Source organism: Natrinema salsiterrestre (genome assembly GCF_029502005.1).
Taxonomy (GTDB): Archaea; Halobacteriota; Halobacteria; order Halobacteriales; family Natrialbaceae; genus Natrinema; species Natrinema salsiterrestre.
Genome location: NZ_JAMQOT010000002.1, coordinates 505,474 through 517,802, shown reverse-complemented (window position 1 = coordinate 517,802; position 12,329 = coordinate 505,474). Strand labels below are relative to the sequence as shown.

Annotated in this window: 11 protein-coding genes; 3 read left to right on the top strand and 8 right to left on the bottom strand. The window is 67.0% G+C overall.

All coding sequences use genetic code 11. The features are described 5' to 3' along the window. Positions 1-8 precede the first annotated feature (8 nt). Positions 9-1,028: an LLM class flavin-dependent oxidoreductase gene (locus NDI89_RS08060; RefSeq protein ID WP_277521015.1), complete on the bottom strand. Its 1,020-nt coding sequence runs from the start codon at positions 1,026-1,028 to the stop codon at positions 9-11. A 179-nt stretch (positions 1,029-1,207) separates the two neighbouring features. Here NDI89_RS08060 and dpsA point away from each other — a divergent pair, with 179 nt between their 5' ends. Continuing rightward, positions 1,208-1,753, top strand: coding sequence for a DNA starvation/stationary phase protection protein DpsA (gene dpsA, locus NDI89_RS08055; protein WP_277521014.1), 546 nt, complete (start codon positions 1,208-1,210; stop codon positions 1,751-1,753). A 61-nt stretch (positions 1,754-1,814) separates the two neighbouring features. On the opposite strand, the gene NDI89_RS08050 is transcribed toward dpsA, so the two are convergent. The 6 genes from NDI89_RS08050 to tgtA all read right to left on the bottom strand — a co-directional run bounded on the left by NDI89_RS08050 (position 1,815) and on the right by tgtA (position 7,563). Further along, positions 1,815-2,225: a metal-dependent transcriptional regulator gene (locus tag NDI89_RS08050; protein ID WP_277521013.1), complete on the bottom strand. Its 411-nt coding sequence runs from the start codon at positions 2,223-2,225 to the stop codon at positions 1,815-1,817. Beyond that, positions 2,222-2,353 (bottom strand): hypothetical protein, encoded by a 132-nt coding sequence (locus tag NDI89_RS08045; protein WP_277521012.1) that lies wholly within the window; start codon positions 2,351-2,353, stop codon positions 2,222-2,224. The genes NDI89_RS08050 and NDI89_RS08045 overlap by 4 nt, the downstream gene beginning before the upstream one ends. Positions 2,354-2,434: 81 nt before the next feature. Next, positions 2,435-3,034: an HdeD family acid-resistance protein gene (locus NDI89_RS08040; RefSeq protein ID WP_277521011.1), complete on the bottom strand. Its 600-nt coding sequence runs from the start codon at positions 3,032-3,034 to the stop codon at positions 2,435-2,437. A gap of 688 nt (positions 3,035-3,722) precedes the next feature. Then, entirely contained in the window at positions 3,723-5,474 is a 1,752-nt protein-coding gene (gene arcS / locus NDI89_RS08035; protein WP_277521010.1) for an archaeosine synthase subunit alpha, read from the bottom strand. 174 nt (positions 5,475-5,648) lie between these two features. Further along, positions 5,649-6,005: a TRAM domain-containing protein gene (locus NDI89_RS08030; RefSeq protein WP_277521009.1), complete on the bottom strand. Its 357-nt coding sequence runs from the start codon at positions 6,003-6,005 to the stop codon at positions 5,649-5,651. An 82-nt stretch (positions 6,006-6,087) separates the two neighbouring features. Beyond that, positions 6,088-7,563 (bottom strand): tRNA guanosine(15) transglycosylase TgtA, encoded by a 1,476-nt coding sequence (tgtA, locus tag NDI89_RS08025; protein ID WP_277521008.1) that lies wholly within the window; start codon positions 7,561-7,563, stop codon positions 6,088-6,090. 109 nt (positions 7,564-7,672) lie between these two features. Between tgtA and NDI89_RS08020 the strand changes: the two genes are divergently transcribed. Next, positions 7,673-8,773, top strand: coding sequence for an archaeosine biosynthesis radical SAM protein RaSEA (locus NDI89_RS08020; RefSeq protein WP_277521007.1), 1,101 nt, complete (start codon positions 7,673-7,675; stop codon positions 8,771-8,773). Positions 8,774-8,782: 9 nt separating this feature from the next. Beyond that, positions 8,783-8,995, top strand: a complete 213-nt coding sequence (locus tag NDI89_RS08015; protein WP_277521006.1) for a hypothetical protein — start codon at positions 8,783-8,785, stop codon at positions 8,993-8,995. A gap of 10 nt (positions 8,996-9,005) precedes the next feature. Here the strand turns inward: NDI89_RS08015 and NDI89_RS08010 are convergent, their stop codons facing one another. Next, the gene (locus NDI89_RS08010) at positions 9,006-12,215 is read right to left on the bottom strand and encodes a PAS domain S-box protein (RefSeq protein WP_277521005.1); all 3,210 of its coding nucleotides are present in this window, start codon (positions 12,213-12,215) and stop codon (positions 9,006-9,008) included. Positions 12,216-12,329 lie beyond the last annotated feature (114 nt).

Here is a 12,329-nt window from a genome sequence, read left to right as displayed (position 1 = left end):
GTCGCTTTTCAGAGCCCGACGCCGTCCGCGAGCAGTTCGTGAGAGCGGAGCACGTCGTCGTGGTCGGCGATGATGTTCTGGACGATAACGTCGTCGACGCCGACCCGGTCGGTGAGTTGCTCGAGCAGCTCGGCCACCGTCTGGGGGCTCCCCGAAATCGAACGGGGCCACTCGCCGTCGGGAAGGGGGTTCGGCGTCGGATCCGGGACGCCGCCGAGTTCTTCGATCGCCGCCTCGACGGACGGCGGCGAGCCGACGACGCCGCGTCGCATCCGCTCGTAGGACGCTTCGGCGGTCGCTCGCAGCCTGGCCGCGTCGTCGTCGGTGTCGGCGCAGGCGACGTTCATGGCGAGCATGCCGGTCGGTTCGTCCGGGCCAGCGCCGAGGGGCGACGGGTCGAAATTGTCGCGATAGGTCTCGAACGCGCGCTCGGCGAGGGTCGGCCGGATGAACCCGGCGAAACAGTAGCGAAGTCCTAACTCGCCCGCGACTGCCGCGCTCGAGGGGCTCGAGCCGAGGACCCACACTTCCGGAACGTCGTCCTCGGAGCGGGGGAGCCGGAGGTCGGCGTAGGCGTGGTCGTCCGGGAACCCGTCGTAGAGGTGATTCACGGTGGCCTCGATCTTCTCGGCGTGGTCTGCATCCGGATCTGACTTCTGCCGTTCGGTTCCCAGCGCCCGATCCGCGGCCGGAATGCCGGTCGCCCGACCGAGGCCGAGGTCGACGCGGCCCGGAGCCAGCGCGTCGAGGGAGCTGAACGTCTCCGCGACTTTGAACGGGCGGTAGTGATTGAGAAGGACCGTCCCGGAGCCGACCCGTATCTCGTCGGTTTCGGCCGCGAGGCGCGCGATCATGACTTCCGGGGTCGTGCTCGCGATCGAGTCGGCCATCCCGTGGTGTTCGGCCGCCCAGAACCGCGAGTAGCCGAGCTCGTCGGCCAGTTGCGCGAGTTCGACCGTGTTCTCGTACGCTTCGGTCGCGCTCCCGCCCGCCGGCACGGGAGCGAGATCGACGATCGAGAGATCCATATCGACCGCTCGGAATCGAACGGTGAATAGCCGTTCGATTCAGTACGAAACCGCGTCGCGGGCGCTCGTTCGATGAGTCCGCAGCGGTCGACCCGACCGCGAACGAGTTTTAGGTCACACGAAAAAATATAATCGAATTGAAAACTTATATGCGGGTGGACGCCAATCTAGCTACTGTGATGAACACGCAGAAGACCGTCCAACAGGAAGCCGGTACCGTCGAGGAGAACGCGCTGCGACTCGAGCCCGAGAAGGCGGAACAGATCGTCGAGGCCCTGAACAGGGACCTCGCGGACGCGTACGTCCTCTACCACCAGCTCCACAAGCACCACTGGAACGTCGAAGGCGCGGAGTTCCTGGACGTCCACGTCTTCCTCCAGGAGGTCTACGAGGACGTCGAGGCGGCGGCCGACGAGGTCGCCGAACGACTGCAGGCCCTCGGCGGCGTTCCCCACGCGAGCATGACGACGCTCGCCGAGCACGCGACCGTCGAGCCCGAAGACGAGGACGTCTACGACATCCGAACCTCGCTCGCGAACGACCTCGAGATGATGGGCGACATCATCGAGAGCTACCGGGAACACATCGAACTCGCGCAGGGACTGGGCGATCACGCGACCGCCCAGATGCTCCGCGAGCAACTCGAGACCATCGAGGAACACACCCACCACGTCGAGCACTACCTCGAAGACGACACGCTCGTCCTCGAGTCGGCGACGAACTAACGGACGTTCGACCCTCCTCTCGAGTCCCGCTTTCGGACGGTTTTCGAAGATCGCAACTAGCTCAGCGGTTCTCGGTCGTCGACTGTCGGGCCGGGACGTCGACGGAGTCGGCGTCCTCGGTCTCGAGGAGCGTGTCGGCGACCCGCTCGGTGACGAGGGTGCTGACGCTCCCCGCGAGCGCCATCGCCTCCCGCTCCGGATCCTCGAGTTCGAGGATGTCGCGAAAGAAGGTCGCCAGGACCGCGTAGCTCTCGTAGAGCTCGGCGGCCGTCTCCCGTCCGGACGCCGTGAGCGTCGCCCCGTCGTAGGGTTCGTAGGTGAGATACCCCTCTTCCGCGAGTCGCTGAAGGGTCTCCGTCGCGACCGCCGGCGATCGATCGAGCTCGTCCGCGACGTATCCCGGGGAGACCGATTCCGCCCCGTCTTCCGCGGCGAGATAGCAGACGAGCAGGTACTGGGAGGCGTCCGTCATGCGCCTCGAGCGCGGTGGTCGTGACCGACTCGCTGGCGGTCCTCCTGACGCGTCTCGCACCGGGAGGCGAGCGACGAAGCGACGGGCGACCGCGCCGGGCTGTAATCCCGTGGCAGATCGTCGTCCATACGTTTTAGGCAAGCCTAAATCATTAAAATAGTTGCGGCCAGTCGATTCCCTTGGCTCGATCGGCGAGGTCGAGCTCGAGATCACGCGCCGCGGGGTTCGGTCGCGGGCGGCGTCGCGTCGCCGATCGGTCGGGCGGCCATGGCGACGGCCACCATCGAGAGACCGGTCACGAGCAGGTTCGCGCCGACCAGAAGGCCGATCGCCCAGGCCGCGGTCGCCGGAAAGCCGACCCAGAGGAGTCCGGCGAGGGCGATCGCGATGACGCCGCTGACGGCGACCGACGTTCGGGCGGCCGACCCGGGCATTCGCATCGCCGTCGCGAGTTCGGCGAGCCCGTCGACGACCAGGTAGGCCACGAGCGCCAGCGTCAACGTGACGAGCGCGACGGCGGGTGCCGCGAGGACGGCCAGTCCGGCGAGCACCGAGACGGCCGCGAGTGCCATCTGCCAGACCGACCCGCGCCAGCCGCGCGCGGTGAACGCGTGCACGCCGTGGACGATTCCGCCCGCGACGAGGAGCAGTCCCAGCGCGAGCGATACCGACAGTCCGGTGACCGCCGGCGCGGTCATCGCTAGCAGCCCGAGTAGCCCGACGATTCCGCCCGCGATCGCGAGCGGTCGCCATTCGTTCTCGAGGGCGTAGCCCTCGGCGTGTACACCGTCTGTGGAAGTAGTACTCATCGAACTCACCGATACTACATACGTCGTCTCAGTATATAATACAAATATACGGTTTGACAGTAACTCGCGGGCGCGGACGGGTCCGAAATCGGGACGAACCGACGTTTTCGGCCGGGTACGGGGACGAATGCGAAGAGCGAAGCGACACGAAACGACCGGCGAGTCGGGGCCGTTATTTCGGTCGGGGTGGCAGGGCCAGTCGTGACGGAAGAGAGCGACGACCACCGCGACTGTGAGCTCTGTGGCGCGCGTGTTCCGGCGGCCGTCTATCACGAACACTTGCTCAAGGAATGTCCGGGTCGGTGATACTATTCGTCGGATTCGAGCCCGGCCCCCGCGAACTCGGGAGAGCGGCCGCCACTGAACTCGAGTGACCGAGCGGCCCGACACCCCGAATGCGGGACTGTGCTGTCGACCGTAGCAGCGCTCCCCACCACTGCACACGCTCCGTTTCGGTCGGTTTCTCGACTCGAGAAACGGGAAAAGACCTTTCCGACTCGTCGGAATCACGACGAGACAGTGATGGGTGCGCTCTATACGAGAATCTGGCAGTGTCCCGAGTGCGGGCGGTCCGTCAACGGATTCGTGAACGGCGATCGATGTCCGTCCTGTCGAACGACCGTCCTCGATCCGTCCGACGCCCGACGCGATACGGCCGACCGGTAGCCCCCGCCGGCATCGGGGCGACTTATTTCTCGTCGACGTGGCGAATCTCGCAGGCGATCCCGCGCGTGCTCTCGGCCATCTCCCGACCGAACATCTCGGCGCGGCCGACGGCGAACGCCTTCGGCCCCTCGACGACCACCTCGTCGCCGACGCGGATGTCCTCGTCGGCGTCGACCACGCCCGGCGCGAGCACGCTGCCGTGGGGGACGAAGCCGTCGATCTCGACGCGCTTCGTCGGGGCGTCGCTCTCGAGCCAGCGGCGCGCGCCCGCGAGCGTAAAGGACAGCGTCCCGTACTGAGGGACCATCGTGGCGAGCTGGGTGTCCTCGGGGTCGCGCACCTGGATCTTGGGATAGCGGCTGGTCGTCTGGATGTCGTCGAAGAGTTCGTCGCCGGCACCGTCGCCCAGCAGGTAGTCAGCGATCGCGCGGACGGTGTTGTGTTCGCGTTCGCGTTTGGAGTACTTCAGCTCGCCCGACAGCGCACTCGAGAGGTTCGCGAGCGACTCGTCGTCGGTCGGGTGTTCGTCGACGGTGTACGTGATATCCAGATCGAGGGCCGCCTCGACGCGCTCGACGATGTCGCGGTAGCCCTCGTCGGGAACGTGGGCGATGATCTCCGGATAGTCGTTGCGCTCGAGGTACCGTTGCAGGACCGTACTGACGAACCGTTTCTCGTCTTCCGACCATCGGCCCGTGACGACGGTGTCGTAGTGCTGGGCGGGGTAGGTCGTCTCGAGTTCCTGCGGGACGACGCCGATGGGACTCGTCATGGAGACGAGGTGGGCGCGCCACTGGATGGCGTCGTGGAACTGGCGGTGGCTCTGGGACTCGCTGTAGGGCTTGGCGGCCGAACAGGGGACGAGCACGAGCGGGTTCTGGAACCGGTTGCGATACCGCGTCGTCACCCGGTCGGCGAAGCGCTGGATCTCGACCCGGCGGAGCGTGTCCGCGGTCGCGGCGTCGATCCGGGCGTCGCGGAGAATCGGCGTCCGTTCCTCGAGATACCCCCACTGCGAATCGAGTTCGCGCATGGCGGCGGTGAGCCACTGGTCGTGGCGGGCCTGACCTTCGACGTAATCGCGGAGGCGACCGTCGCGGATCCGTCGGCGGACGATCGCCAGTTCGGACGCGAGGGCGTTGACATTGTGCTCGGCGCAGTCCTCGCGAGTGAACTCCTCGCGGGGCTGCTGGCAGGCGGGGCACGAACAGGGTAATTCCTCTAAGTCCTCGAGGAAGTACGCCTCGTCGGTCGTGAGATAGCGCCCTTCGGTACCCTTCACGACGGCCGCGGTCTCGTCGAACAGGTCGACGCCGGCGTAGGCCAGCAGGGCGACGTTCCGCGGCGTGGCGACGCCGGAGAACAGCAGGGCGGTGTCGGCCGGAATCGCCTCGCGCACGTTCACGACGGCCTCGACCAGCGCCGCCCCGTGCCCCATCACGGACTGGACGTTCGAGACGGCGTAGGCGTCCGTCCCCTGGTTCTCGACGCTCTCGCTCGAGACGACCGCGACGCTGGGATACTCGACGTCGGGGGCGTCGACGGCGAACGACTCCTGAACTTCCTCGGCGGTTCCCCCGGGGAACGCCCGGTGGGGGAGGACGGTGAGCCGTGAGTCGTCGCCGGCGGGGAGGTCCCGATCGGCGCTCCAGAGCGAGCCCGCGTCCTCGAGGACGTCGTCGACGAGCGCGGGCGTCGTCACCGGCGAGGAGAGGCGGAGTTCGCCCACGCGCGCGGCCCCGTCGCGCTCGTGTACTTCGAAGTAGTCGGTCATACTCGATATGGCCGCGGCGGGCGAAAGAGGTTGTCGATAGCGGCCGCCCGACGCGCGGGCGGGGCGCTCGCTCAGTTCCGACACGACGTCGACACTCACCGCTGGCCGGTCGCGTGCGGGGGGAGCCGTTTCCGAAACGATCGCGCGCCCGGAAAACCGATCCGGAAACTCGAGCTACGCCCGCTCGAGGAAGGTCGCCGTCGCGGAGGTGTGGCCGCGGTTGAACGAGAGGACCTTGACCCGAATCACGTCCGTCGTCTCGCAGGCGTCCGGGACGTCCTCGACGAAGAGAACGAATCCCTCGACCTTGCCGACGGCCTGTCGCTCGCCCGAGTGGTGGTCGGTGAACTCGGTGATCGCGATCTCCTCGATATCGCCGATCTCTACCGGCGGCTCTCGCTCCTGGGCCTCGTTGTGGCGTTCGCGCGATTGCCGTTCGTCCGCGGAGCCGCCGCGAACGCGTTTGAACAGCCACGTTCCGATCACGAGAGCGACGAGGACGCCGACGCCGACGAGCGCTGGGCCGAGCATACTCCAATCCGACGCCGCGTGGTTCTTCGGTGTTCCGGTCCCGACTCGACGGTTCAGATCGGCGGGCCGACCGGCGAGGCCGTCACTCCGCAGCGAGATCGACGAGCGCCACGTCGTCGGGGAGGCACTCGAGGATATCGGCGGGCCAACCCCGGTGAGCGAGCGTCAACGCCGTCTCCGGATTCGCCTCCGCGAGGCGGGCCACGCCGTCTGCTGCGGCCTCGAGCGCCCCCCGGTCCGTCCGCTCGGGAACTTCCGCAGTGAGCGGGTAGCTCTTCGAGAGCGCCCGCGGGAAGGGGCCGAAGGGCGGTTCGATCCGCCAGGAGTCGTCGAACTCCCCGTTTCGAGGCTCGTTGCCCTCGGTGAGCAGCAGGGAGTCGGGGACGGACAGCCGCTCGAGGCGCCGGTGATGGCGGACGACTTCGGGCCGGCGAGCGCTCTCGTGGGAGGTGTAGAAGAACGACCCCTTCGAGACGGGATCCGAGCGCTCGAGTTGGGCGGCGTGATCGAGCAGCGTGCGGTAGCCGTCGAGCATCGTCGGGTGCGCGCGGGCGCGTTGCTCGACGAGCTCGAGCAGGTTGCCCGCGCGGATCGCCTGTTTGATCCGGCGGATCTCGGCGAAGGTGACGTGGAGGTTGTGCGCGGCGAGTTCGGACTCGCGCTCGCCGTCGGGGAGCGCACGGAGCTCGTCGGGCGAGTGCTCGGTACAGACGGCACAGGAACAGGGGAGGTAATCGAGGTCGTCGAGGGAGCGAGTCCCCCGAACCGTCAGATAGCGGTCGTCGCGCGCGTACAGCGCGTAGGCCGCCGAATCGAAGAGATCACAGCCCATCGCGACCGCGAGCGCGAACATCATGGGGTGACCGGCACCGAAGAGATGGACCGGCGCGTCGGCTCCCAGCCCGCGTTTGGCGGCGGCGACGACGTCGATCATGTCGTCGTACCGGTAGTCGTTCATCAGCGGGACGACCGCGCCGACGGGGAAGACGTCGAGGTCGGTCCCGTCGGCGTGGCGGCCGGCCCGCTCCCGGAGGTCCGGGTAGGTCGACCCCTGAACGGGCGCGCTGACCAGCATCTCTCCGGTCTCGGCGTTCTCGGCGATCTCGAGTCGCTCCTGCGTGGTCTCGAGGTCGCTCTCGGCGCGTTCGTGAGAGACGTCCGGCGGCGTCGGAATATCGACGGGCGTGGCGATGTCGGAGCCGATCTCGCGCTGGAACGCGAGGATCTCTTCCGTCGTGACGTCGATCTCGCCGTACTCCGAGAGCTGGAACGACCCGGAGTCGGTCATGATCGCACCCGGGAAATCCAGCAGCTCGTGCAGGCCGTCCTCGAGGGCTCGTTCCCGGAGATCGTCGTCGCCGTGGATGATGTAAGAGTTCGTGATGAGGATCTCCGCGCCGAACTCGTCGGCGAGTCGGCGAGGGCTGATCGTATCCAGGTTCGGGTTGATAACGGGTAGCAACGCCGGGGTTTCGACGGTGGTGTCCGCCCGGGGGATGGTGAGCTCCCCGATGCGGCCGCCGGCATCGGTGTCCCGGACTTCGAAAGACTCGCGCATTGGCCCTTCGTTGGAGCGTCGAACGTAAGTCGTGACGGTTTTCGCCCGGATAGTCGTCGAGGTGAGGGAGACGAAGGCGCTTTACGCTCTGGGCCGCTTTCGTCCGCTAATGAGTAAACCCACGCCCGAAGTCTACGAGCAGGGCAAGGGCATGGACGCCCACAACCAGGCGATGCGGGAGATCCGCTCGCGCAAGGAGGCCAGCTACGACCCCCACGAGCCCACGCGCGTCTGGCTCGACGAGGACAACACCCCCGACGGCGTCAAGTCGAGTCTGACGATCATCCTCAACACCGGCGGCTGCCGGTGGGCTCGCGCCGGCGGCTGTACGATGTGTGGCTACGTCGCCGAGAGCGTCGACGGCGGCTCCGTGACCCACGAGGCCCTGATGGACCAGATCGACGTCTGTCTCGCACACGAGGCCGACAACGCCGAGGAACCCGCCGACCTCATCAAGATCTACACCTCCGGCTCGTTCCTCGACGAGCGCGAGGTCGGCGCGGAATCCCGTCGGGCGATCGCCGACACCTTCGCCGACCGCGACCGGATCGTCGTCGAGTCCCTGCCCGACTTCGTCGACCGCGAGAAGATCGGCGACTTCACCCGACACGGCATCGACACGGACGTCGCGATCGGCCTCGAGACCGCGACCGACCGCGTGCGCCACGACTGCGTGAACAAGTACTTCGACTTCGCGGACTTCGAGGACGCCTGCGCGGAAGCCGCCACAGCTGACGACGAGGCGGATGCGGACGTCGAAGCCGGCATCAAGGCCTATCTCCTGATGAAGCCGCCGTTCCTCACCGAGTCCGAAGCCGTCGACGACATGATCTCGTCGGTCGAGCGCTGCGCCGACGTCGACGGCTGTCACACCGTCTCGATGAACCCCTGCAACGTCCAGCGCTACACGATGGTCGACGACCTCTACTTCGAGGACGGCTACCGCCCCCCGTGGCTCTGGTCGGTGGCACACGTCCTCGAGGAAACGGCGGCCGTCGACGCCATCGTCGTCTCGGATCCGGTCGGCCACGGCTCCGATCGCGGGCCGCACAACTGCCAGGAGTGTGACGACCGCGTCCAGAAGGCGATCAAGGACTTCGACCTGCGACAGGATCCGACGGTCTTCGAGCAAGTCTCCTGCGAGTGCGAACTGACCTGGGAGACGGTCGTCGAGCGCGAGCGGAGTTTCAACCAGCCGCTGACCCGGTAGCGTCACGCTGTGAGTGCCGGGCGTACGTACTTCACTGCCGTCGCGGTAACGGGCGACATGGGACTCCCGTCCTACTCCGAGTACTGGAACGAACTCGAGCCCGCGGCGGTGATCCTCGTCGGATTCCTCCTGTTCGTCTTTCCGGAGCCCGCGACCTCCGCGCTGGGGGCGGGGCTCATGCTGCTCGGTGCGAGCTGGTGGTTCTACGAATGGGGGCGCTGAGGAGACCGCTCTAATCGCTCGTCGCCGGTTCGTCCGAGGTCGATCCGATCGACTCCGCGTCGGCGCGGGGGACCTCGAGCGTGACGACGGTGCCGCGGGGCTCGTTGTCGCTGAACGACAGGTGGCCGCCCGCCTGGGTGACGACCCAGTTGACGAGCCAGAGGCCGAGCCCGCTCGCGTGGCGGAGCTGCGTGATCTCGCGGTCGCCCTCGAGCAGTTCCCGCTCCTCGTCGGGCATTCCGGGTCCGTCGTCGGCGATCGCGATCGTCAGTGAGTCGTCGTCGGGACCGTCACGCAGCGTGACGTCGATGGTCGGTCGCGCCCGGTCGTTGTGTTCGACGGCGTTCTCGAGCACCTGGAAGAGGGCCATCTGGAGGTACTCGTCGGCCCGGGCGAAGCGTCGGTCCGGGAGCGAGGCGGTGACGTCGACGTCGGGGTGAGCGGTCTCGAGGCGGGAGATCGCCCGTTCGATGGCGTCGGAGAGGTCGATCGGGCCTGCCGCGACCCCCTCGCGGTCGAGGACCCGCTCGACGGCGCGCGTCTTTTCCGCGAGACCGATGAGTTCGTTCGTTCGGCCCCGAATGGTTTCGACGTACTCCCGTCCGTCGTCGTCGACGGTGTCCGCGAGCAGCTCCGCACAGCCGTCGATGATGTTCATCCCGTTCCGCAGGTCGTGGCGCAGGACGCGGTTGAGGATCTCGAGGCGCTTCTGTCGCTGTTTCTGTGCAGTGATGTCGGTGTAGAGCCCGAAGGCGCGGTCCGACGAGCCGTCCGTCTCTATCGGGACGACCCGAAGTCTGAAATCGCGCAACCCGTCCGCCGTTTGCCGTTTGACCTCCGCCTCGCCGATTTCGCCGCGACTGCCCCGACGGTTGAGCGTCTCGGCCTCGGTCGTTCTGTCGGGCGGCACGATGAAGTCGTCGAGCGGTTCGCCGACGACCTCCGCCTCGTCGAACCCGAAGATCCGTTCGAACGCGGGGTTGACGTCCTCGGTGATGGGACCGTCCTCGAGCCGACTGACGCTGACGACGGCGTCGGGGACGTTCTCGAACAGCGCCACGAACCGGTCGCGTTCGGTTCGCAGGCGCTCTTCGAACTCGATCCGATCGAGCGCGTCGGTGACGTGGGAGAGCAGCAGCTCCGCCAGGTCGGTGTCGGCCGGCGTAAACGCCGCCGGCTCCGTGGAGACGGCCTGGAACACGCCGCGATCGCCGATCGGAACGCTCAGTACCGATCTGAGTCCGTCGACTTTCGGTGCCGCGTCGTCGTCGTCAGCGATGTCGTCGACTCGGTACGGCTGTCGCGTACGGTAGGTCTTGCCGGCGATCCCGTCGTCGATCGGCATCTCTTCATCGAAGTCCGTATCGAGCGTGGACGAAATGGCCTGTTTGACGAGGTACTCTCCGCGGATCCTGTCGACGCAACAGACGTCGAAATTGAGCACGTCTTCGGCGGCTTCGACGGTTTCCTCGTAGACTTCCTCGCGGGTCGTACAGTCGTCGAGTCGGGAGGCGACCTCGTGAAGGGCTTCGATCTTCGCCTTCCTGTCGACGAGCTTTCGCTCCATCCGTTTTCGGTCGCTGATGTCGCGGGCGATCCCGACGGTCCCCTCGATCTCGCCGTCGGACCGCAACAGCGCCATGTTGACCTCGCCCGGCGTCCGTTCGCCGTCGGGTCCCGTGAGCGTCACCTCGTAGGTCGCGACCCGTCGCTCGTCGTCGTCGACGAGCGCCTGAATCCGTCGCTGCCCGCGCTCGAGACTCTCGTCCGTGAGAAGCATCGAGACGTGCTCGCCGAGAAGCTCGTCGCGATCGTAGTCGACATCTCCCATCGTGGTGTCGTTGACGGTGACGAATCGGCCCTCGCGATCGAGCTGGTAGACGCAGTCGCCGACCGCCTCGACGACGGCCTCCGTCCGCTCGAGTTCGCGCTCGCGCGCCGCCCGATCGAGCGCCGCTTCGGCGGTCGACGCGAGGACGTGGAGCAGGTGGATTTCGGCGTCGCCGAAGGTCTCGTCGCCCGACGCTGCGACGGTAAACAGCCCGTGACCGCCCAGCGGCTGGAAGAGTACGCTCCCGATTTCGGTCTCGACGTCGTACGGGATGCGCTCCATCGAGACGTTCTCCACGATGGTCGGCATCTGATCCGCGTAGGCCTCCCAGAAGATTGTGTTTCCCGGGCCGACCGACGGGATCTCGTCGGTGTGTTCGTCGAACGTCGTCGTGGTACTCGCGAGCTCGAGCGTCTCGCTGTCCTCGTCGTAGAGCCGGATCCCGGCGAGGGACTGATCCAGTACGTCCTCGGTCGCCGTCATCACGATGTCCGCGATCTCGTCGGCCGACTCGGCTCGCAGTAGTTCCTGGGTCGTCTCCTGAAGCGCTTCGAGCGCGCTCGCCCGCGTGTGCTCGTCGGTGACGTCCCGGACGAACGAGAGGACGCTGACGACGTCGCCGTCGTCGTCGACGAGCGGCGTGTTCACCCACTCGCAGGTGATCGTCGTGCCGTCCTTGCAGACGTTCGGATTGACCCAGCAGACGGAGCCGCCGTCGACGATCCGGTCTCGCCACTGGAGAACGGTGTCGCGGTCGTGTTCGGGAACGATCAGCTCGAAGGCGGAGCCGCCGATCGCCTCGTCGGCGGTGTACCCGAACAGCTCGGTCGCCGCCGCATTCCAGTCCCGGATCTCGTACTCGAGGGTCCACTCGACGACCGCGAGCGGCAACTCGTCGACGAACGACTCGAGGCGGTCCGTCGGATCGGCCGTCGATTCCGGACGTGTCGCGTCGGTAACCGACGGGCCGGTTGCGGGTGTGTCCGCGGCTCGGTCGGCGGACGTGCGGTCATCGGACGAGCGGTCGGCGGTCAGCTCGCGCAGTCGCTTCGTCAGCGTTTCGGCGCCCTCCCAGCGGGGAACGTAGCCGTCGGCCCCCGCGGCGACGACCGCACCCGCAAGCGCTTCGCTGCCGTCCGCGGGGTAGACGACGATCGGACTCTCGACGCCGCGGTCCCGGATCGCTCGACAGCATTCGACGGGATCCGTGTCGGATCGCGTGTCTCCGATCACGACGCAGTCGCCGCTCGAGAGCGTCTCGAGACACGCGCCGGCCGTCTCGACGACGTCGACGGTGGTGTCCGTCCCATCGAGAACGCGTTCGACGGCCCCTCCCGATCCGGAATCGACCGCGACGATCCGGGTTATCGGTCCGATATTCGTGCCCATCCCCTGTATTCAGTCGGTGACGAGGAGTCCCGGCACCATTACTCTTCGACTCGACTCACGAACTGAGTCGCCCACGTTTTTCGGGAATCCGACTCGAATAAAAGCCGTATATGG

Coding starts and splice junctions, on each gene's coding strand:
- tgtA (WP_277521008.1), bottom strand. CDS start 7,563: ATGCGCGAGTCTTTCGAAGTCCGGGACACCGATGCCGGCGGCCGCATC.
- NDI89_RS08020 (WP_277521007.1), top strand. CDS start 7,673: ATGAGTAAACCCACGCCCGAAGTCTACGAGCAGGGCAAGGGCATGGAC.
- NDI89_RS08060 (WP_277521015.1), bottom strand. CDS start 1,028: ATGGATCTCTCGATCGTCGATCTCGCTCCCGTGCCGGCGGGCGGGAGC.
- NDI89_RS08010 (WP_277521005.1), bottom strand. CDS start 12,215: ATGGGCACGAATATCGGACCGATAACCCGGATCGTCGCGGTCGATTCC.
- dpsA (WP_277521014.1), top strand. CDS start 1,208: ATGAACACGCAGAAGACCGTCCAACAGGAAGCCGGTACCGTCGAGGAG.
- arcS (WP_277521010.1), bottom strand. CDS start 5,474: ATGACCGACTACTTCGAAGTACACGAGCGCGACGGGGCCGCGCGCGTG.
- NDI89_RS08050 (WP_277521013.1), bottom strand. CDS start 2,225: ATGACGGACGCCTCCCAGTACCTGCTCGTCTGCTATCTCGCCGCGGAA.
- NDI89_RS08040 (WP_277521011.1), bottom strand. CDS start 3,034: ATGAGTACTACTTCCACAGACGGTGTACACGCCGAGGGCTACGCCCTC.
- NDI89_RS08030 (WP_277521009.1), bottom strand. CDS start 6,005: ATGCTCGGCCCAGCGCTCGTCGGCGTCGGCGTCCTCGTCGCTCTCGTG.
- NDI89_RS08045 (WP_277521012.1), bottom strand. CDS start 2,353: ATGGACGACGATCTGCCACGGGATTACAGCCCGGCGCGGTCGCCCGTC.